Origin of the sequence: Streptomyces sp. NBC_01474, assembly GCF_035918215.1 — a bacterium.
In the GTDB taxonomy this organism is placed as follows: Bacteria; Actinomycetota; Actinomycetes; order Streptomycetales; family Streptomycetaceae; genus Streptomyces; species Streptomyces aureus.
In genome coordinates this window covers 9,768,128-9,787,278 of the sequence record NZ_CP109449.1, presented here as the reverse complement: position 1 = coordinate 9,787,278, position 19,151 = coordinate 9,768,128, and the positions used below count along the sequence as shown (strand labels likewise).

Here is a 19,151-nt window from a genome sequence, read left to right as displayed (position 1 = left end):
AAGCTAAATCTAGGGCAACAGAATTGTCAACAATTTCGTTGAAGGTATTGCCGGGGTGTGGCGACGGGGTGCGTTCGTCCGCAGAGGCAGGACCCATGCCCCCTCGCAGGTATGCCGCGGCCCCAACTGTCAGCAGCCGGACGGGGATCCACATGGGGAGAATTCGCATGTCCTCCTTCCGATACCGCACCCGTGCCGCCACCACGGGGCTGCGGCGCGCCGGGCGGCCGTGAGAGTCTGCGGGCGGAACACCCGGTGCGGGCGCGCAAATGAGGACAGGACGGCATGGAACCAGTGGCAGGGCCGGACAGGCGGAGCGCGGTGCCCGAGGGGCTCGGTGCGGCGATACGGGATACGGCCGAGGAGATAGCCGGGCTCTTGCGCGCGGGCGCCGACATGGGGCTTCCGGTGCCGGGGTCGCAGTGGAGCGTCGGGGAGGCGGCCGCGCATCTGGCGCTGGCCAACGAACTGATGGCTGACATCGCGGCGGGACGTGCGCGCAGTTACGGAGACGGCACACCGCAGAGTCTTGCCGCGGCCAACGAACAGTCGCTCGCCATGTTCGGTGAGCGGGAGGCCGAGCCGCTGGCCGGGATGATCGTGGAGCAGGCCGCCGCGTGCCTGAGGGCGCTGGAGGAGCGGGGCACGGAAGGGACCGTGGTCAGTCCGCTGGGTCCGATGGGACTGGATGTGCTGGGCTCGTATCTGCTCACGCACATGCTGGGACACGGATACGATCTCGCCCGCGCGCTGGGACGTGCGCACATGATCGACCGAGAGCGGGTGCGGCTGACGCTGCCCTTCATGCTGACGGTGATGCCACGGGTGACCGACGCGTCCGGCACCGCCGGGCTGAACGTCCGCTACGCGATCCGCCTGTGGGGTGGCGGCCGGTTCGACGTGAGGGTGGACGCGGGCGCGGTGTCGGTCGGCGAGCGACTGCCGGGGCGCGCGGACTGCACCATCCTCATCGAGCCGGTCGCCTTTCTCCTGATGGCGCTCGGGCGCCGTGGCCAGTGGGGCGCCCTCGCTCAGGGCCGCATCCTGGTCGGGGGGCGCAAGCCCTGGCTCGCTCCGCGCTTCCCGGCCCTCTTCAAGGCACCCTGACCACGACGGACTGCGGGGTCGAAGCCTGGCTGCCACATGGAAGCCGCTGGTCACCGGCCACGCTGGAGGGTTTCCGACGCGGCCAGGGGCGCGGCGCAACCCGGTCACGTCGGCGCAGCAGTAGTAGGTGGTTCAAGGCGTCGCACAACGCGCTGTGCCCACGCCGGTGTTCGGCCGGCAACGCCGGAGCGACTGGCGAGTCCGGCCTCTCCTCACAGAGCATCGCTTCCGTGAGTGGGTGCGATGCGACGTTCGAGGCCAGAGGTCACAAGCCGAGCGAGTCCGCCTGGCGATCAGTCGTCGAAGTAGACCCTGGCAACGGCGTAGTTGACCTCGTCAAGGTGGTAGCGGGTGATCCGTCCGCCCCGGACCGTGGTGTGCGGGGCGAACCCGGTCAGGACGGCAGTTCGCGCATCCGGCGTAGCGGCGGCAGGGAGGCGGGCAGGACGGGGAGCGACTGGCCGACTGCCCCGGCCAGTCGCGTGCCGCGGACGCCGGTCGTCGAGCCGCGAGCAACGTCAGGCTGTCGCACGGACAACTCCGCCCTGCGGTCAACGGGCCCTGCCGGTTGAGCAACTGGCCGCCGAAGAATCCGACAGGGCGTTGCACTGCAGGCGTCCCGCGTGGCTCGGATGGCGGTCGCAGCCAAGGCTGGGCGCTCCGCCTTGGCGCCTGGTGACATGGGCATCGGGCGACAGGGCTCCCTAATGTTGCCGACGTCACACCCGATGGGCTTGAGAGAGCGAGAAGGCGGCCCACGCCGCCGAGGCAGCCGGCAATGCCTCCCGAGCTTCGAAAACAGCCACCCCGGGGCACTCGGACCCAAGGCTGTGTGCGCCTTGGTTGTCGTGCTGGCCCGACAGAGGAACCGAGGACCCGTGATGAAGGACAACACCACGTCGGCTCATGCCGAACCAGCGGACAGAGCGACTCTGACACTCGAGCGCCACGGCATCGCCTACGTCGCAGCGAGTCGCCGGTACGGTCGCCCCCGCAACCAGTTCACAGTGCGGTTCGCACCCGTCATCTACCTGGCAGGCATCTTCGTCGGCTCCAGCGGCGCGGTGCTCGGGATCGGCTTCTGGGGCAGCGTGACTGCCATCGTGATCGGGAACTTCCTGGGCTCGGTCGGTACCGGTCTGTGCGCCGCGATGGGCCCTCGCCTGGGCATGCCACAGCTGCCCATGGGACGCGCGGCGTTCGGCTACTTCGGCAACTTCCTTCCGGCACTGCTCTCCCTCCTGGTGTTCGTCGGGTACTACACCGTCGGGACCGTGCTCGGCGCGCAATCTCTGGCCGACCTGTTCAAAACGCCGTATGAGCCGACGGTCGTCGTTGTCGCAGCGCTGAACATCGTGATCGGCATCTACGGCTACCGCATCCTGCACATCCTCGGCGACTGGATCACGAAGCTCAGCTTCGTTCTGCTGTCGGTCGTCTCGATCGTGCTGATCGCGCACGGCGGCGGCCCGGGCGTCGAGCCGAGCGCCTCAGGCAGCGATTACTGGTTGGCGTGGCTCGTCATGTTCACGGTCGTGTTCGGCTACACCGCGAGCTGGGCACCGTACGCGTCGGACTACTCGCGCTACCTGCCTGAGGACAGCAAGCCGTCGTCGGTCGTCAAGGCGGCGACCGCGGGACTGTTCGCGTCGACGACCTGGATGATGGTGCTGGGTGCCGGGCTCATCACTCTCGCACCGGACGGGGACGTGCTCCGCGCTCTGGAGATCGCCCTGCCCGACTGGCTGCGCTACCTGGTGCTGCTGACGCTCGGTATCTCGGCGATCCCGCACAACGCAGTGAACCTCTACAGCGGTGCGATGGCGACGCTGACCTGCGACCTGCGTCTCCCGCAGTGGGTGACGGTGGTGATCGCCGGAGTCTTCGGTCTCTTCCTCGCCCTGGTGTTCGGAGGTGCCGAGTTCCAGGCGAACTTCCGCCTGTTCCTGCACGTCGTGTCGTACTACATCACGCCGTGGCTGGCGATCTTGTTGGTCGACTACTTCATCGTCCACCGCTCGGGGCGTGGCTATCCCGCGATCCGCAACTTCTATGAGCGTGACGGCGTGTTCGGGCGCTACGGAACCCCTGGACTCACCGCGCTGGTGGTCGGTACCGCCGTCGCGGTTCCGTTCATGGGCACCGAGTTCTACACGGGCCCGATTGCCGAGGCGCTGCACGGGGCGGACTTCAGCTACTTCGTCTCGGCCATCGTCGCCGCGGTGATCTTCGGTGTGTGGCGTCCTCGAGTTGCCTCGCCGGCCGGGATCGACGTACGCCGCGTGGCGGGCGACCGCGCCTGACCGCGCCGCCCCGCAGGCCCAACGACAGTCGAGTGTCCTGCCCGGCTCTGGCCGGGCAGGACACTCGCTGGGAAGGGGACTCGTGACCACCAACCTCGCAGCCGACGGCCCGCGAGGTTCAGCACGCGCTGGTACGAGCGGAGCGTGGCGCCGTGTTCGACCGAACCGAGTGCACGGCGCGCTCATCGCAGCACGGGGTGAGCAGCTCGACAGGCTGTGCGCCGGGGCCGCGCGGCGGATGCGCACGGCGGGCCCGGTCGACGGGCGTCGTCACATTCTCGCCGAAGGTCTTGATCCCAGTCACCCGGCTGCGCCGAGACCGATGCCACCACCGCACCTTCGTCCAGACGCCGGCCCAGGCCGCGCGGCTGGTCGCGGAGTTCGACCTGGCGCCGGCCGGCGAACACCAGGGAAGCGCCCGGGCAGAGCGATTCGTGGTGAACGGCGGCGCCGGGACGGTCGGCGTCATCGCCTCCGTGACGCGCCCGTTCTGCGGCGACTGCGACGGGGTGGGGCGACCGCGGACGGCCAGGCCCTCAACTGCCTGTTCGTAGTGGACGAGTCGGCCTCCGCAGCCTGCTCCGGTGCGGGGCATCGGACGCCGAGATCACCGACCACTGGCGGTCCTCCGGTGGGGCAAGCGCGCCGGCCGGTCCGGCCCTGCTGCCGGAGTTCCGCAGCGACCGCGCTGTCCGGCCACGGGGGCGACGACCCGGCCTTCCTGCAGCCCGACCGCCCGATGAGCCCGATCGGCGACTGATCAGTCCTCGCGATGGATCCGCCCGCCGACCGTGGCGAGCCGCCGGCCGCTGCCGCCCCAACGGCAGGCGACGATCTCGGCGGCGATGCTGACCGCGGTCTCCTCCGGCGTCCGCGCGCCGAGGTCGAGACCGAGGGGGCTCGACAGCCGCTCGATCTCCGCGGGAGTCAGGCCGGCGTCCTGCAGACGACGGAGGCGACCCTCATGAGTCCGCCGCGAACCCATCGCCCCGATGTAGGCGACCTCCGGGAGCCGCAACGCGACCTCGAGCAGCGGGATGTCGAACTTGGGGTCGTGCGTCAGCACACACATCACGGTGCGGCCGTCGATCGCCCCCGCGTCGGCCTGCGCCTGGAGATAACGGTGCGGCCAGTCGACGACGACCTCGTCGGCGTCGGGGAAGCGGACATGCGTCGCGAACACGGGCCGTGCGTCGCATACCGTCACCCGGTAGCCGAGGAAGGTCCCCACCCGGGCGACGGCAGCGGCGAAGTCGATGGCGCCGAACACCAGCATCCGCGGGCGCGGGGCGAAGCTGCGCACGAACACCCGCATCCCCTCGCCCCGGCGCTCACCGTCGGGTCCGTAGCCGAGCGTCTCGCTGGCGCCGAGCGCGAGCAGGCCCAGCGCGTCGTCGGCGACGGCGCCGTCCATCCGGTTGTTGCCGAGGCTTCCGGAGACCGCTGCGCCCGGCCGCACCAGGATCCGCCGGCCGAGGACGGCGGGATCGGGGTGGGCGACCACAGTCGCCACGGCCACGGGCCGCCCCGCCTCGACCTCGCCCGCCACGTCCTCGAGCTCGGGGAAGGTCACGCGGTCGACCTTCTCGACGTACACGTCGAGGATTCCGCCGCAGGTCAGGCCGACGGCGAAGGCGTCCTCGTCCGACACGCCGTAGCGCTCCAGCACCGGTACGCCGTCCTCAAGGACCTGATGGCCCAGCTCGACAACCGCGCCCTCGACGCAGCCGCCCGAGACCGAGCCCACGACACTCCCATCGGGGCCGACCAGCATCGATGCCCCCGGCGGCCGCGGCGCCGACCTGAAGGTCGCGACGACGGTCCCCATGGCGACCGACTCGCCGGCGCGCCACCAGGTGAGCAGCTCGCTGAGTACCTCACGCATGGGCGGCGACCTCGAGGTGGCAGATGATGTCCTCGACCCGGTCCTTCGCGTCACCGAACAGCATCCGGCTGTTCTCGCGGAAGAAGAGCGGGTTCTGGACGCCGGCGTGGCCAGCAGCCATGGACCACTTGAACACGATGATGTCCTCGGCGTTCCAGGCCTCGAGGTCTGGCATGCCGGCGATCGGCGAGGACGCGTCCCGCGACTCGGCCGGGTTGACGGCGCCGGCCAGCAGTTCGGCGGCGTGCGCGATACCCGCGAGCACCAGCGCCTTCGCACCCGGGCTCAGAGGCTTCGTCTCTTCCTCGACCGCGGCCTCCGCGACGGGGGCGGTCGGATGACCAGCCGGGGCTGCCGACACCTGCACGGTCGGTGGCGGCCAGGTCGACTCGCCGTCGCGGACGACGGTGATGCCTCTACTGCCCTCGGTGAACGCACTGTCGGGCTGGTCGCCGGCGCCCGACTCGACGATCAAGTCATGGCCGAGGTCGGCCAGTTGGACTACGGTCTTGGCGGTCGCCGCAACCAGGGATCCGCCCGGTTCCGACTCGCGCGGGATGCCGATCAGCACCGCACTCCTTCCTCCGCAGCCGCCAGGACGCGACCGCCGCGCAAGGCCGCGTGGGTACACGGACCGAGTCCAGGCCCGGACATCAGGTCCTCCTGGTAGTCGACGTCACGGCGCAGGCCGGACCGCGCCGGGAGGAGTACCTCCCGGGCGCCCGAGGCGCGGTGACGGGTCAGCGAGTCGGGACCGAAAGCCGGGAGCAGCTGCGCTCCGGCGCGTGCGGTGAGCAGCGCGGTGCCGACGCCCTCGCGGTCCGCCACCACGGCGCGCGGGTGACGGGCGACCCGGCCGAGGGCCACCGTCAGCTCGTCGCTGCGCAGGTACGGCAGGTCCGCGGGCAGCGCCGCGAGGTGCCGACGGGCGTTTTCGGCCCGCACCATGGCGGCGCCGGCACTGAGGGCGTCGTTTAGGTCGAGACCGGGCCGCACCTCGATGCGCACGCCCGGCACCATCAGGTCAGGTACGTCGTCCGGCTGATCGCAGACGAGGACGACGCCGTCGACACAGACCGCTCCGGCAGCGGCGCGGAGCGTGTCGCGCGCCATGGCGACCGCGAGCGCCCGCCGCCGGCCTGGGTCGCCGCCGAGCCGCGACTTGGCATGGCGGATGTCCTTCATCGGCACCACGACCCACCACCGCAGTTGCTCGGTCATGACCCGCTCACGCCGTGGATGGCCAGACCGGAGCGGACCTTGTACCGCTTGTTGATCGAGATGAGTACGGCGGTCAGCGGCTCGAGCTGCCGCGCCAGGCGCAGCGCTCCGGCGTCGATACCCGGCCTGCCTGTGATGGTCGCCGCGAGCCCCATCACCGTCTGCTTCGCCTCCGGGTCGTCCCCGCAGACCAGCACGTCCTCGTGGTGGAGCAGGTCGGCGTCCCCATTCAGCGAGACGGCCGAAAGGTGGTGGAAGGCGCCGACCACCACGCTGTCGGGCAGCAGGCCCTGCGCTGTCTCGGCGGCCGACGTGCCACCCAGGTCGAGACCATGGGGGCCGCGCTGGTCGAAGCCGAGCGGGTTGACGCAGCTGATGACGACCTTGCCGGCGAGCGCAGCGGCCAGCGATGTGACCAGGGCGTCGTGACCGGCGTACGGGACGGCGAGGAGGACGACTTCGGCCTTCGTCGCGGCCGCCGCGTTCTCCGCCCCGGCGACCGTGCCGCCGCGTCCCCCCAGCCGCGCGGCGAGCTCGTCGGCGGCCTGGGCGGCCCGCGCTCCGTCGCGTGACCCGAGGACGACGTCGTGCCCGCCGCGGGCGAAGCGACAGGCGAGCCCTTTCCCCTGTGGGCCGGTGCCTCCGACGACCGCGATCGTGCTCATCGTGCTACCTCCGTAGTCCCGACGACAGGGCCTCGGCGACAGGCGTCGAGCCCTCACCGGTCCACGGAGCCTATGAGTTCCCTCACCCGCAGAGAATGGCCATCATTACGAATATCTTGTGCATCTTTTGGCTCTTACCCCTAAACTCCGGCGCATGACCGGGAGCGCGCCATCGGGTGACTTCGGACAGGCCCTCACCGTGGGCGAGTTGTTGGGCCACGAGGTGATGGCAGGGGCCGAGTTGGTCGCCGGCCGTCAGGGCCTCGACCGCAGCATCTGCGCACTGAACGTCATGACCGTGCCCGACATCGGGCCGTGGGTGAAGTCCGATGAGTTTTTGCTGGCCACCGGGTATCCCCTGCCCCGCGACGACGCCGGTCAGGCGGAGCTGCTGCGCGGCCTGCATCGGCTCGGGCTCGCCGGCATCGGGGTCAAAATCGACCGATACCTGCCCGACCTCAGTACGACGGCCGTCGCCACCGCCGAGGAACTCGGGCTCCCCTTGGTCCTGATCCCGCAGCACATCAGGTTCGACGACATCCTCAGCCACGCCTTCTCAACGATCGTGAACCGACAGGCCGCGGCGCTGGAGCGCGCGCACGAACTCCACCAGTCGTTCCTCTCCGTGACGCTCTCCGGTGGCGGTCTGAACCAGCTCGCGCACAAGCTCTCCCACCTGCTCGGTGACGCGGGGGTGTTCATCAGCGACCAGCACGGCATCGTTCGGGCCCAGATCGGCGACGTCTCCCGAGCCGACGAGCTGGACCTGGTCCGCGACGGCCGCCTGATCGTCCAGCGGCTCCGCGGCGGCCCGGCCGGCGGGAACAAGGGCGAACAGGGCTGGCTGATACGGCCGATCCGCGCCGGCTCCCTCCAGCACGGCTTCGTCGTCGCCATCGAGACCAGCCGCGCCTTCGGCGAGTTCGACCAGGTGGCCGTCGACCAAGCTGCCGTCATCGCCGCGCTCGAGTTCACCCGCGACCTGGCCGTCAGCGCGATAGAGCGGCAGTTCTCCTCCAACGCGCTCTACGAGTTGATGACGGGCGCCGAGTCCGAGATCGCGGACTCGGCCGCGCGCGGCTTCGGATTCGGCTGGGACCTCGATCGCGAGGTCGTCGTCCTGGTCAGCAGCAAGGACGGCGCCGACGACCACGGCACCACCGCCCAGAAACGCCTCGCGAACGAGCGTGCCCTCGAGTTCTGGATCTCGGCCGTGCACAGCAAGGACCGCAAGGCGGCGGCCGCCGGCCTCGGCGCCGAACTCGTGGCTGTCATCGGTGCCGAGCATGGAGCTCCCACAGCGGTTCGCTCTATTCAGGCCGAGGTCGCCCAGTTCGTCCGCGGCGAATACGCCGTCGGCGTGAGCCGCGTGCACCGCGGACCGCTGGGTATTCCCGCTGCCTACCAGGAGGCGCGTTCCGCCCTACGCGTCGGTCGGAAAATCGGCGGCCCGGGCGCTGTCGCCGCGTACGACGATCTGGGGCTCTTCAAGCTGCTCGCCCAGGTCGAGGAGACCGAGTTGCAGACCTTCGTCGACGAGGTTCTGGGCCCTCTGACCAAGCTTCCTGAGCAGGAGCGAAACGAGCTCCTGAAAACCCTTGAGACGCTGGTCGAGTTCAACATGAACATGGCCGAGACCGCGCGGCACCTGCACTACCACTACAACACCCTGCGTTATCGGCTCGCCAAACTTGAGCGCCTCCTCGGCCCTTTCAGCAGCAGTACGGCGACCGCGGTGAAGGTGTTCGTCGCCCTCCAGATTCGCCAGATGCCGACGATCGCATCCACGAATCAGAGGTAGTTGGAACCGAGGATCGACGACAACTACCTTTCGGGGCAGGCCGAAGCCGGGTGGGAGCCGCTGCGGCAGCCTGCTGTGGCCCCCACCCGACGATCTGAGTCGCCTCCTTTACGGACGCAGTTTCTCGCTCCAGCGCGCGAACATGTCGGCGAGTCGCTGACGAGCCACACTCACGACCAGCTGCGTGAGCTTGATCTCGCTGGAGACCGAGGCCTGACGGTCTGCCTGCCGCGCGACCGGCGCCGTCCCACCCAGCTCGGGTCCCGAACCTGGTGAGGTAGCCGTCGCGGTGGCGGGGTGGACCGGCCCGACCTCGGCCGTTCCGGTGGCGATGCGGTCCGCGAGACGACGGGAGAAGTCGACGAACATCGTGTTGGAGACGTCCTGCACCCCGCGTCCGAGCGCGGCGATCCGTCCGGTCAGCTGCAGGTCGGTCACCGACTCCAGCCGGCTCGTCCCGTTCCCGGCGTTCGCGACCCCTACGCGCACGTCGGCCCGGACCGATCCTCCGCCGCGGCGGTCGCGTCCCGACGCCGCGAACTCCAGCTCGCGGGTCTGGGTATCGCGCCGGAGCACGTCGACCTCACCGTTGTAGTTCATCTTCAGCGGTCCGATGGCGATGCGGAGGACGCCGCCGTACCGGTCGTTCTCGAGCTCGTCGGTGAGCTCCGCGCCCGGCAGGCAGGCGACGACCGCTCGGGTGTCCTGGAGGAACTGCCAAACCTCTGTGGGGCTGGCCTGCACCGTCGTGGTGTGGTGAAGTTTCATCGTCCCAACGCCTCCTCAGCGTTCGAAGTCGATCCCTCGGCGTGCTTGTCGTCAAGCAGCGCGAGGACACGCTCGGGAGTGATCGGAAGGGTGGTCGGCCGGCGACCGATCGCGTTCTCGATCGCGCTCGCGATGGCCGCGGCCGGCGGCCCGATGGGCGGCTCGCCGATGCCCCGGGCGTTGAACGGCCCACGACCCTCACCGCTCTCGACCAGATCGACCTGCACGTCCGGCACGTCCATCGAGCAGGGGATCAGGTAGTTGGCGAACAGGTTCGAGAACGGGTTGCCGTCGACGAGCACGCACTCCTCGGTGAGTGCGTAGCCGATCCCCTGCATCGCGCCTCCTTGGATCTGCCCCGTCGCACGCACCGGATTGATCGCCCGGCCGACGTCGTGGCAGGCGGCGTACTTTGTGAGTCGCACCGCGCCGGTCTCCAGGTCGACCTCCACCTCGGCCGCGTGGGTGCCGAAGGTGTAGTCGGGGAAAGTTCCGCCTTGGCCGACCTCGGGATCGAACCGGCCAGCGGGCGCCCTCCAGGTGTAGAGCACGGAGGTGTCGACCGCGGCGTCCTGAGCGGCGCGGGCCACGTCGGCGAGAGTGACTTCGCTCGTGCCCGTAGGCGTGGTGACCTTGCCGTCCTTCCAGATCAGCATGTCCGGCTCCGCGCTGAGCAGGGTTGCCGCCACCGGCGCCAGCTGGTCGCGCAGCGCGCCACTGGCCCTCAGGATGGCGTTGCCGGACATGTACAGCTGTCGGGTCGCGAAGGTGCCGCCGGCCGGCGGGTTGAGCGCGGTGTCGCCGATGTAGACGCTGATGGCCTCCAGCGGCACGCCCAGCACTTCGGCCGCAATCTGGCACAGGCTCGCGGCCTGGCCGGCCCCGAGGTCGGTAACACCGCTGCGGATCAACAGCGTTCCGTCCGCCTGGAGCGTCACCCACGCCGAGGCGTGGTCGCGGAACCAGATGGTGCGGCCGTAAGGCTGCATGCTGTTGCCGAAGCCCTGGCCAACGACCTTGCCGGGCCCGGACGGTGGGCTCGGCGGGCCGAGTCGGGCCAGCGCCTTCTCGCGGGTCTCGGTCACCGCCACCGCCGTGGTGATCGGCTCGCCGGAGGTGATCACGTCACCCTTCTCGACATAGTTCAGGTCCCGGATCGCCGTGCGGCTCACGCCGACGGCGTCGGCCAGCTGGTCGAGCTGGGACTCGTAGCCGAGCACGACCTGCATCGCGCCGAAGCCGCGGAAGGCGCTCGTCGGCACGTTGTTGGTGAACACAGCTCGGGAGCGCGTCCGCAGCGCCGGGACCTTGTAGGGCCCGGTCGACAGCGCCGCACCGGCGAAGAGGATGCGCGCACTCAGGCAGGGGTAAGCGCCGGCGTCGCCGACGATGTCGGCCTCCATCGCCAGGATGCGGCCCTCCCGCGTCGCCGCCGTGCGGTAGTGCATCGTGAACGGGTGCCGCTTCGTGCTGGCCATCAGTGACTCCTGACGGGTCCACACCATGCGCACCGGCTTCCGCGTCTTCCATACCAGGAGGCCGAGGTAGGGCTCGACGGTCATGTCCTCCTTGCCGCCGAACCCGCCGCCCATGTACGACGCGATGACCCGCACCTTATTGTGCGGCAAACCGATGATCTGGGCGATCTCGGTGGCGTGCTCGATGACCTGCGTGGATACCCGGAGCGTGACGACGTCGTTCTCGATCCACCCGACGCCGGCCTCGGTCTCGAGGTACGCATGCTCGACGCGCTGGGTCTGGTAGGTGTTCTCGACGACGACGTCGGCGGCGGCGAAGGCCGCGGCGACGTCGCCGCGCTCCAGACGCCAGTTGACCAAGACGTTGCCGGCGTCGTGCACGAGCGGTGCGTCGTCGCGCAGCGCGTCGTGGGGCGAGAACACCCCGGGGAGCGGCTCGTACTCGATGTGGACGAGGTCGGCCGCCTCGTCGGCCGTCTCCTGGTCGACTGCGGCGATGATCACGATCGGCTCGCCGACGTAGCGCACCCGGTCGATCGCCAGCACCGGTTGGGCGACGATCAGCTCGCCGAGGCCGCCGCTGGCGTGCTCGACGATCTCGTTGTGCGGCACGTCCTCAGCGGTGAGCACGGCGACCACGCCGTCGAGCTTTCGCGCCGCGCTCACGTCGATCGCGGTGATCCGGGCCGAGGCCATCTCGGACCGTACGAGCTTCCCGTGGAGCATCCCGGGAAGCTTCCAGTCAGCCGCGTAGTGCAGCGTCCCGCGCACCTTGTCCACGAAGTCGTGGTGACCCGGCGAGGTGCCGACGATGTTGAAGGCGGGCTCCTCGGCCGCCTTCTCCTTCTCGCGGGTCGCGGTCTTGCGCCTGGTCGTCTCGGTCATTCCTGCTCCCCCGCGTCGCCGCAGTGTTCGCCGTGCATCCATGCCTCGACCGAGTCGACGATCGCCGTGTAGCCGGTGCAGCGGCACAGGTTGCCCACCAGCTCGTAGCGGATGTCGTCGCGGGAGGCGTCGGGTGTGCGCTCCTTCAGCGCCGCCGCGGTCAGCAGCATCCCGGGCGTGCAGAAGCCGCACTGGGCGCCGCCCCGCTCCAGGAAGCACTTCTGCAGGGGGTGCAGCTCGCCCGCGGGATCCGCCAGACCGTGCAGTGTGGTGATCTCGTGGCCCTCGGCCTGGACTGCGAACATCAGGCAAGCGCTCGTGGGCTGTCCGTCTACCAGCACCGTGCAGGTGCCGCAGACCCCTTCGTTGCAGCCGTAGCGGACGTCGGGCAGGCCGATGTCATCGTGCAGGGCGTTGAGCAGGGTGCGGTCACTGCGGATCCAGAGATCGTGCTCCTCACCGTTGACGAGAAGCCGGACCTGTGTGCGCATCATGCGCCTGCTCCCTTCGTGTCCTGGGGCGCGAGCGCCGTGGTGAGGGCCCGCCGGACGAGGACGCGTACAAGCCGGCGACGGTAGTCCGCACTGGCGTGGACATCGCCCTCAGGGTTCACGCTGTCGGCAACGGCGCCGGCCGCGCTGTCGAGCTCTGCCTCGTCGCGGACGTCGACGTCGCCGACGAGGTCATCGGCGACCCGGAGCGGCCGGTCAGCGACGCCCCCCAGTACGACGGTCGGCCGGCCGGCCCTGGCCTGCACCGCGACCGCGACGGTCGCGAAGTCGGAGAACCGTCGCGTCACCTCGTCGAACGCCCACGGCTCTCCCACGGAGCTCGGGATACGGATCTCGGTGACCACCTCGTCGTCCTCGGCAGCCGTCGTCAGGTAGGTGCGGAAGAACTCCGTGATCGGGACATCGCGCACGCCGCGCGGGCTCTGCATCCGCACGACGCCCCCGAGCGCCAGCACGCTGCAGGGGATCTCGCCGGTCGGGTCCGCGTGGGCCACGCTGCCGCCGATCGTGCCGCGATGGCGGACCCGCACGTTACCGACCAGGCGTACCGCGTGCTGCAGCAGGGGCGCGTGCTGCGCAACGACCGGAGAGGTCAGGACCGTGGCGTGACGGGTCAACGCGGGGATGACCAGCACCGGCGCCTCGGCCGAGTCCTCGATCCGCGGCCCTCCTTGGTCGCCGATGCCGTTGACGTCGATCAACGCGGCCGGCAGCGTCAGGCGCAGGTTCATCATCGGGACCAGGCTCTGGCCGCCGGCAATGATCTTCGCCTCGCCCTGCCAGATCTGCATCAACTCGACCGCCTCGTCCCAGGAGTCGGCGCGCTGGTACTCGAAGGACGTGGGCTGCACGCGGTCACCGTGAGCCTGCCAGAGACTGGATTGCGTGGTCACCGGAGAGCTCCGTTCTTGGTGGGCACGTCCAGCCGGGGGTCGGCCGCCAGGTCGCCGGTGAGCCGGCGCAGCACGGAGAGCTCGCCCTCGGTGACCGGCTCGAGCGTGGTGACCTCATCGGCGACGAGCAGCTCGAAACCGGTGGCTGCACGAACCTGAGCCAGCGTCACTCCGGGCTGCAGGTGGCGCACCCGCATCCGACGGCTTGCCTCGTCGAAGTCCATGCAGGCGAGGTCCGTGACGACCCAGCTCGGTCCCCCGTGCCTCAGGCCGGAAGATCGCCTGCTGTCCCCGCCGGTCAGGTGCCCGGGACTGGTGACGAAGTCGACCTTCTCCACGAAGCGCCGTAGCTCATGGTTGGTCACGATGACTGTCTGGTTGCACAGGGACGCGATGTCGTTGCCACCGCCCGGGCCGGGCAGGCGGGTGGACGGTCGGTCGTGGTCGCCGATCACGGAGGTGTTGACGTTGCCGTACATGTCGACCTGGGCGACACCCACGAAGCCGTAGTCGAAGAATCCGCGCTGAGCCAGGAGGAAGATGTCGGTCGCGGAGGTCACCATCTCGGCGCCGACCGCGGCCCGCATCTCGTTGGTCGAGTCAGGCAGTTCGCCCGGCATGAGGTGAATACCGATCATGCCGCCCTCGAGAACGACGGTCAGGTTGGGCGCGTGGCGCCGACGGGCCAGTGCCGCGGCGACCAGCGGCTGCCCGATCCCCGCGAACATCACCTTGTGGTCCTCGAGAAGCCTGCTCGCGGCGACCGTCATCACTTCGGACGGTGACGGCAGCAGCGGCTGCGCATCGTTGGCGACCTGGTCGTTCGTGGAGCTCATCGCGGCATCATTCCCTTCGCCCCCAGCACGAGGTTGTCGAGTCGCTCCGACGGCACCGAGCCGATGAAGCCGTCGTGGTGTGGGTGCTTGACGAGGCTCATGACGTACTCTCGCGCGCCCGCTGCGCCCTGTGCGCGGATCCGTTCGGCGTAGTCCCGGAATGCGTCCTCGTCTGCGAGATAGCGTCCGTAGCATTCGTGCGGGTAGGCGCCCATGGGCTGGTGCACCACGGCGTCGACGGCGAACGCCGGGATGACGGTGCGCGACGGGTCCCGCTGTATGACCTCCGTGCTGACGATCTCCTCGGTGGAGATGACGACACGTCGGGCGGCGCGTGCGATGTCGGCGTCCATGAGCTCGTAGCCGTCGATCTGCGCGTTGCCGTAGACGTCGCAGCGCTGGACGTGGATCAGCGCGACATCGGGGTTGAGGCTCGGTACCGCGTTGAGAGACTGCCCGGTGTACGGACAGGTGACCTCTTCGACATTGAGCCGGTGTCCGATGTCGGATCCCATCATCGAATACGACGGCAGGAACGGTATGCCCATGCCGCCGGCCTTGTAGCGAAGGCCGAGGCCGAGGTGGCTCCACTCCTCGTAGACGACCCGGCCGGACTCGGCGTACTCCCGGAGCACCTTGGCCAGGCCCCAGCCGTGGCCGATGCCCACCCAGCTGGTGATCAGACGGTCGGCCATCCCTGTGGCTATGAAGAGCTCCGCCTCGAAGCACGTCAGCGGCCGGGCAAGCGAGAGCCCGCGGCGCCCCTGGCGGAGCACCTCGATCAGCAGCGCCATCGGCGTGCGGGCGTGGTTGGTTCCCCCGACGGCGATCACGTCGCCGTCGGCGACGTGATCGCCGATGGCATCCCGCGCCGAAACGACCTTGTCGACCCGGGGCCGGGCGCGTCGCTCGAGCTCCTCCCGGGCCCCCACCGTGTCCGGGCCCGCGGCTGACAGCAGGGTCACGACTGCGCTCCTCGTGCCGCGGCCGCGAGCACCGGCGCTCCCGCGCCCAGCAACGGCATGACCTCGGCGGCGAACCGCTCGACCTGCTCCTGCTCGTAGCCCTGCGGGATCAGGCAGATCTCCTGCACCCCGGCTTCGATGTGCTGCTGGAGCTGCTCGGCGCACTGCTCCGGAGTGCCTACGATCGCGCTGTCGGGCGTGGCGTCGCTCCAGGCCGGGGTGTCGAAGTAGGACGCCAGCCATGGACCGGACCGCGCCAGCGCGGCCTCCTTGGACTCGCCGATGCACAGTGGCAGTTGGGAGACGTTGCGCAGCTCGTCGGGGTTGCGGCCGGCCTCCTCGGCGTACTGACGGATCTTGGCCCAGGACGCCGTGAACGCCTCCGGCGTGTAGAAGTAGGTCAGCCACCCGTCGCCCAGAGTCGCCACCCGGCGCAGCACCCGGTCGACGTAACCGCCGATGAGCAGACCGGGGCGAGGCTGCGGCTTCGGCAGCATGCGCACCCGGCGGAAGGACAGGTCGTCCCAGTCGCCGGTGACCTCGTCCTCGGTCCACAGCTGCTTGCAGATCTCCAGCGTCCGCTCGAAGATCTGGCCGCGACCCTTGAACTGCGTGCCCGTCGCGTCGAACTCCCGCTCGTACCAGCCTGCGGCGACGCCCAGGCACAGCCGCCCGTGCGAGAAGTCCTGGATGGTTGCGGCGGTCTTGGCCAGCAGCGCCGGGTCGCGGATCGGCAACACCAGGATGCCCGTGCCGAGCGTCACGGTGGTGGTGTTCGCGGCGAGAACTGCGAGGGTGGTCAGCGCCTCGAGCTGCGGGAAGGGCTGCTTACTGCCCAGGAAGAGATGGTCCCATGCCCACAGCGAGGTGTAGCCGAGCTCCTCAGCGCGTTTGCTGTACTCAACGAGGTGCTGGAGGTCGGGGGCCTTCTCCGCCGAGGTGAAGTTCTCGATCGCCAGTCCGAACCTGACGGACATGATGTGCTCCCTTGTCTTGGGCTGGTCATGAGCTGGGCATGGTGCGGCTGGGAGGCCCGCTCGGGCGACACGTTATGTGGCAGAGATCACCAGGGACATGACATCGAGTGACATGGGATCACCGCAATCCTTGTCACCGGATACGAACGCCGGGCGTCGGCCGGAACGTGCTTACGGAAGACCCACCCACTCCTCGCAGCCATCGCCGGCCATCCTCAGCCGCCCGCGAACTGGGCAAGGACCTCGACGGTCGCGCCGTTGCCGAGCACGACGCCCTCGGGATCACGCCGGCCGACGGCCCGCCGGCAGCGAGAAGGCGGCGACGGCCTCGGCGAACCCCCGGTCCTGGCCGTGCCGCGCAGCGGCCTGGCGGCGGACCACCAACCGTGTCGAGGCCTCATAGAGCACCTCGCCGATCCCGGCCGGCGCTCGTGCTCCGGCCGTAGCGGACGACGACGGCCGCGGCGGTTGCCGAACTCGCCCTCGCCCACCGGCCGGAGTCGGGCGCCGGCTCGACCGGATCGGTCACGTCAGCACGTCCTCATCCGCGTACGAACCGCACGCCCTGGCCGGGGCGCAACTGGGCGACAACGGGCATCGCCCGCTCCCGGACGACGGCGATCACGGGATAACCGCCGGTCACGGGGTGGTCGGGTCCGAAGAGAGTGAGCCGCCCACCGGGCGGCGCCTGCAGTGACCCCTCGACTACGCCCTCACTGGTGAGCTCGGAGAGGATCCGCCGCGGCAGTGCGGGCCCGGCGAGCCGGACGCCGACCCGGTCTGAATCCGGCGTGACCTCGAAGCGGGTCTTGAGCAGGGTCCCCAGTGCCTCCGGCTCGAACCAGTCCGCCCGCGGCCCCAGCCGGACCGGCAACCGGACGTCCTCGGCCGGGTCGGGAGGCGGTGGCGCGACCACGAGGTCGGCGACCGGCAGTCGGCCCCGGCCGGGCCCGATGCCGAGTGTGGCGCCGACCCGCAACCGCTCGGGCCCCAGGCCCGAGAGGCGGTCGGTCGAGCACGACCCGAGGACCGGTGGCACGCAGATGCCCCCACGCACGGCGACATAACTGCGCAGGCCGTGATGCGGCATGCCCAGCGCGACGACCTCGCCGGCGGCCACAGAGAGGACCTCGTGGGTCCACCGCCGCCGGGCGCCGACCTTGACCGGCAACGGGGCACCGGTGACAGCCACGAAGGACGGGACATCGCAGGTGAAGGCCAGCCCGCCATTGGTCACCTCGACGACGGGAGCCGACTCGTCGTTGCCGAGGACCCGGTTTGCCAGGACCATCGCCGCGAGGTCCGCGGCGCCGGCGCGCCCGACGCCGAGGTGGGCGTAGCCAGGGCGGCCGCGGTCCTGGACGAGCGACAGCATGCCGGGCTCGACCACCGTCAGCCGGCCGGGCGGGCGGAGCTGCGCGTGGCTGCTCACGGCGCGACCTCCCGGAAGACGACCTGGTCGCCGGGCAGCAGCAGTGACGGCTGTTCGGCGCTGGTGTCCCACATCTGGGCGTCGGTGTACCCCAGCAGCTGCCATCCGCCCGGAGAGCGCCGGGGGTAGACGGCCGAGAACTGGCCGCCCAACGCGACCGCGCCGGCGGGTACGGCAACCCGCGACTCCGCCCGACGCGGCACGTGCAGCCGCGGGTCCCCGCCGACGAGGTAGGCGAACCCCGGCGCGAAGCCGCAGAACCCGACCCGCCAGGGGGTCGAGGTGTGGGCCACGACTACTTCCCGCTCTTCCAGCCCGCAATGCTCGGCGACCCAGGCGAGGTCCTCGCCGTCGTACCGGACGGGCAGCTCGACCACGCGCGGCGAGTCGTCGGCGACGTCCGGGACGTCGATCTCACGCAGCCGGGCCTCGACGTCCGCCATCGAGCCCGACCGGGGGTCGATCAAGACGAGCAGGGTGTCGAGGGCCGGGACGATGTCGATCACACCCGTGACCTCCGCCGCCCGCACGGCGGCGGCATAGGCATGCACCAGGCGGTTGTCCGGCAGCTCGAGCAGAAGCCCCGTGTCTCCGCAGGGACGCAGGGTGGGCGTCATCGGCACTGCGGCAACCCGCATCAGCCGAGGCGAACCAGATCGACGCCTGCCGCCTCGAGGGCCTTGCGGGTCGCTCGGGCGATTTCGACGGAGCCGGCAGTGTCGCAGTGCACCAGGATCGCCTCGGCACGGATCGGGATCCGGCTGCCGTCGATCGCGGTGATCTCGCCCTGTGTGACCATCTCGACCGCGCGGGCCGATGCCTGGGCCGGGTCGGAAAGCATGGCGTCGGGCTCGGTGCGCGGAACCAGCAGTCCCTGCGGGGTGTAGGCGCGGTCGACAAACGCCTCCGCGACCATGTTGAGCCCGGCCTCCCGCCCCAGGCGCCAGGTCTCGGTGCCGACCTGGGCGAGCAGTGGCAGGTCCGCGTTGTACTCGCGCGTGGCGTCGACGATGGCCTGCGCGTGTTCGGTCACCGTGGCGGCCGCGTTGTAGAGGGCGCCGTGGGCGCGGACGTAGTTGATCTTGTCGCCGGCCGTGCGGGCGAAGCCCTCGAGGGCGCCTATCTGGTACAGCAGATCGTCGGTCAGCTCCTGCCGGCCGTAGGCGATGAACCGGCGCCCGAAGCCGTGGAGGTCGCGATAGCTGACCTGGGCCCCGATGGCGACGCCGTTGGCCACCGACAGCTTGCAGGTGCGGCGCATGGTGCCGGGGTCGCCGCCATGGAAACCGCACGCGATGTTGGCGGCCGTGACGACGTCGAGCAGCGCCTCGTCATCGGCCAGCTCCCATCGGCCGTAGCCTTCGCCGATGTCGGTCGTGAGCGCTACCTGAGCCATTGGTGATCTCCCATTTCGGTCCTGTGC

At 70.1% G+C, this 19,151-nt stretch carries 18 protein-coding genes and 1 pseudogene; 3 read left to right on the top strand and 16 right to left on the bottom strand.

All coding sequences use genetic code 11. The annotated features are described in order from the left end of the window. Window positions 1–285 precede the first annotated feature (285 nt). The gene (locus tag OG758_RS44755; protein WP_326715164.1) at window positions 286–1,107 is read left to right on the top strand and encodes a maleylpyruvate isomerase family mycothiol-dependent enzyme; all 822 of its coding nucleotides are present in this window, start codon (window positions 286–288) and stop codon (window positions 1,105–1,107) included. 394 nt (window positions 1,108–1,501) lie between these two features. Here the strand turns inward: OG758_RS44755 and OG758_RS44750 are convergent, their stop codons facing one another. Continuing rightward, window positions 1,502–1,639 carry a hypothetical protein gene (locus OG758_RS44750; protein WP_326715163.1) on the bottom strand — a complete coding sequence of 46 codons (138 nt, stop codon included), beginning with the start codon at window positions 1,637–1,639 and terminating at the stop codon, window positions 1,502–1,504. A 349-nt stretch (window positions 1,640–1,988) separates the two neighbouring features. Here OG758_RS44750 and OG758_RS44745 point away from each other — a divergent pair, with 349 nt between their 5' ends. Further along, entirely contained in the window at window positions 1,989–3,410 is a 1,422-nt protein-coding gene (locus OG758_RS44745) for a purine-cytosine permease family protein (protein WP_326715162.1), read from the top strand. 760 nt (window positions 3,411–4,170) lie between these two features. Here OG758_RS44745 and OG758_RS44735 read toward each other — a convergent pair. From OG758_RS44735 to npdG, 4 genes and pseudogenes are all read right to left on the bottom strand, one after another. Next, a complete protein-coding gene (locus OG758_RS44735; RefSeq protein ID WP_326715161.1) occupies window positions 4,171–5,295 on the bottom strand; it encodes an XdhC/CoxI family protein in 1,125 nt (374 codons plus the stop codon). Next, window positions 5,288–5,515: pseudogene (locus OG758_RS44730) on the bottom strand (NAD(P)(+) transhydrogenase (Re/Si-specific) subunit beta); the annotation flags it as partial. The gene OG758_RS44735 and the pseudogene OG758_RS44730, both read right to left, overlap by 8 nt. Before the next feature lie 344 nt (window positions 5,516–5,859). Next, window positions 5,860–6,516 carry a 2-phospho-L-lactate guanylyltransferase gene (gene cofC / locus OG758_RS44725; protein ID WP_326715160.1) on the bottom strand — a complete coding sequence of 219 codons (657 nt, stop codon included), beginning with the start codon at window positions 6,514–6,516 and terminating at the stop codon, window positions 5,860–5,862. Beyond that, window positions 6,513–7,181 carry an NADPH-dependent F420 reductase gene (gene npdG / locus OG758_RS44720; protein ID WP_326715159.1) on the bottom strand — a complete coding sequence of 223 codons (669 nt, stop codon included), beginning with the start codon at window positions 7,179–7,181 and terminating at the stop codon, window positions 6,513–6,515. Before npdG ends, cofC begins: the two co-directional genes overlap by 4 nt. Window positions 7,182–7,335: 154 nt before the next feature. On the opposite strand from npdG, the gene OG758_RS44715 reads away from it, so the two are divergent. After that, window positions 7,336–8,982, top strand: coding sequence for a PucR family transcriptional regulator (locus tag OG758_RS44715; protein ID WP_326715158.1), 1,647 nt, complete (start codon window positions 7,336–7,338; stop codon window positions 8,980–8,982). Window positions 8,983–9,090: 108 nt separating this feature from the next. Here the strand turns inward: OG758_RS44715 and OG758_RS44710 are convergent, their stop codons facing one another. The 11 genes from OG758_RS44710 to OG758_RS44660 all read right to left on the bottom strand — a co-directional run bounded on the left by OG758_RS44710 (window position 9,091) and on the right by OG758_RS44660 (window position 19,124). After that, window positions 9,091–9,750: an SRPBCC family protein gene (locus tag OG758_RS44710; RefSeq protein ID WP_326715157.1), complete on the bottom strand. Its 660-nt coding sequence runs from the start codon at window positions 9,748–9,750 to the stop codon at window positions 9,091–9,093. After that, window positions 9,747–12,113: a xanthine dehydrogenase family protein molybdopterin-binding subunit gene (locus OG758_RS44705; RefSeq protein WP_326715156.1), complete on the bottom strand. Its 2,367-nt coding sequence runs from the start codon at window positions 12,111–12,113 to the stop codon at window positions 9,747–9,749. Before OG758_RS44705 ends, OG758_RS44710 begins: the two co-directional genes overlap by 4 nt. Continuing rightward, window positions 12,110–12,607, bottom strand: a complete 498-nt coding sequence (locus OG758_RS44700) for a (2Fe-2S)-binding protein (RefSeq protein WP_326715155.1) — start codon at window positions 12,605–12,607, stop codon at window positions 12,110–12,112. Before OG758_RS44700 ends, OG758_RS44705 begins: the two co-directional genes overlap by 4 nt. Beyond that, window positions 12,604–13,476 (bottom strand): FAD binding domain-containing protein, encoded by an 873-nt coding sequence (locus OG758_RS44695; RefSeq protein WP_326715154.1) that lies wholly within the window; start codon window positions 13,474–13,476, stop codon window positions 12,604–12,606. The genes OG758_RS44700 and OG758_RS44695 overlap by 4 nt, the downstream gene beginning before the upstream one ends. Before the next feature lie 38 nt (window positions 13,477–13,514). Continuing rightward, window positions 13,515–14,354, bottom strand: a complete 840-nt coding sequence (locus tag OG758_RS44690; protein WP_326715153.1) for a CoA-transferase subunit beta — start codon at window positions 14,352–14,354, stop codon at window positions 13,515–13,517. Further along, window positions 14,351–15,319, bottom strand: a complete 969-nt coding sequence (locus OG758_RS44685; RefSeq protein ID WP_326715152.1) for a CoA transferase subunit A — start codon at window positions 15,317–15,319, stop codon at window positions 14,351–14,353. The genes OG758_RS44690 and OG758_RS44685 overlap by 4 nt, the downstream gene beginning before the upstream one ends. Beyond that, a complete protein-coding gene (locus OG758_RS44680; RefSeq protein WP_326715151.1) occupies window positions 15,316–16,296 on the bottom strand; it encodes an LLM class flavin-dependent oxidoreductase in 981 nt (326 codons plus the stop codon). Before OG758_RS44680 ends, OG758_RS44685 begins: the two co-directional genes overlap by 4 nt. Window positions 16,297–16,511: 215 nt before the next feature. Continuing rightward, window positions 16,512–16,697 (bottom strand): hypothetical protein, encoded by a 186-nt coding sequence (locus tag OG758_RS44675; RefSeq protein WP_326715150.1) that lies wholly within the window; start codon window positions 16,695–16,697, stop codon window positions 16,512–16,514. A 140-nt stretch (window positions 16,698–16,837) separates the two neighbouring features. After that, window positions 16,838–17,728 (bottom strand): biotin-dependent carboxyltransferase family protein, encoded by an 891-nt coding sequence (locus OG758_RS44670; RefSeq protein WP_326715149.1) that lies wholly within the window; start codon window positions 17,726–17,728, stop codon window positions 16,838–16,840. Continuing rightward, window positions 17,725–18,366 (bottom strand): 5-oxoprolinase subunit B family protein, encoded by a 642-nt coding sequence (locus OG758_RS44665; protein WP_326715148.1) that lies wholly within the window; start codon window positions 18,364–18,366, stop codon window positions 17,725–17,727. The genes OG758_RS44670 and OG758_RS44665 overlap by 4 nt, the downstream gene beginning before the upstream one ends. Beyond that, complete coding sequence (locus OG758_RS44660) at window positions 18,366–19,124, bottom strand: LamB/YcsF family protein (protein ID WP_326715147.1); 759 nt, start codon at window positions 19,122–19,124, stop codon at window positions 18,366–18,368. Before OG758_RS44660 ends, OG758_RS44665 begins: the two co-directional genes overlap by 1 nt. Window positions 19,125–19,151 lie beyond the last annotated feature (27 nt).

What these genes read in the sequence shown, in the direction of transcription:
- OG758_RS44755 (WP_326715164.1), top strand. Translation starts at nt 286, where the DNA reads ATGGAACCAGTGGCAGGGCCGGACAGGCGGAGCGCGGTGCCCGAGGGG.
- OG758_RS44745 (WP_326715162.1), top strand. Translation starts at nt 1,989, where the DNA reads ATGAAGGACAACACCACGTCGGCTCATGCCGAACCAGCGGACAGAGCG.
- OG758_RS44735 (WP_326715161.1), bottom strand. Translation starts at nt 5,295, where the DNA reads ATGCGTGAGGTACTCAGCGAGCTGCTCACCTGGTGGCGCGCCGGCGAG.
- cofC (WP_326715160.1), bottom strand. Translation starts at nt 6,516, where the DNA reads ATGACCGAGCAACTGCGGTGGTGGGTCGTGGTGCCGATGAAGGACATC.
- npdG (WP_326715159.1), bottom strand. Translation starts at nt 7,181, where the DNA reads ATGAGCACGATCGCGGTCGTCGGAGGCACCGGCCCACAGGGGAAAGGG.
- OG758_RS44715 (WP_326715158.1), top strand. Translation starts at nt 7,336, where the DNA reads ATGACCGGGAGCGCGCCATCGGGTGACTTCGGACAGGCCCTCACCGTG.
- OG758_RS44710 (WP_326715157.1), bottom strand. Translation starts at nt 9,750, where the DNA reads ATGAAACTTCACCACACCACGACGGTGCAGGCCAGCCCCACAGAGGTT.
- OG758_RS44705 (WP_326715156.1), bottom strand. Translation starts at nt 12,113, where the DNA reads ATGACCGAGACGACCAGGCGCAAGACCGCGACCCGCGAGAAGGAGAAG.
- OG758_RS44700 (WP_326715155.1), bottom strand. Translation starts at nt 12,607, where the DNA reads ATGATGCGCACACAGGTCCGGCTTCTCGTCAACGGTGAGGAGCACGAT.
- OG758_RS44690 (WP_326715153.1), bottom strand. Translation starts at nt 14,354, where the DNA reads ATGAGCTCCACGAACGACCAGGTCGCCAACGATGCGCAGCCGCTGCTG.
- OG758_RS44680 (WP_326715151.1), bottom strand. Translation starts at nt 16,296, where the DNA reads ATGTCCGTCAGGTTCGGACTGGCGATCGAGAACTTCACCTCGGCGGAG.
- OG758_RS44675 (WP_326715150.1), bottom strand. Translation starts at nt 16,697, where the DNA reads ATGAGGCCTCGACACGGTTGGTGGTCCGCCGCCAGGCCGCTGCGCGGC.
- OG758_RS44665 (WP_326715148.1), bottom strand. Translation starts at nt 18,366, where the DNA reads ATGCGGGTTGCCGCAGTGCCGATGACGCCCACCCTGCGTCCCTGCGGA.
- OG758_RS44660 (WP_326715147.1), bottom strand. Translation starts at nt 19,124, where the DNA reads ATGGCTCAGGTAGCGCTCACGACCGACATCGGCGAAGGCTACGGCCGA.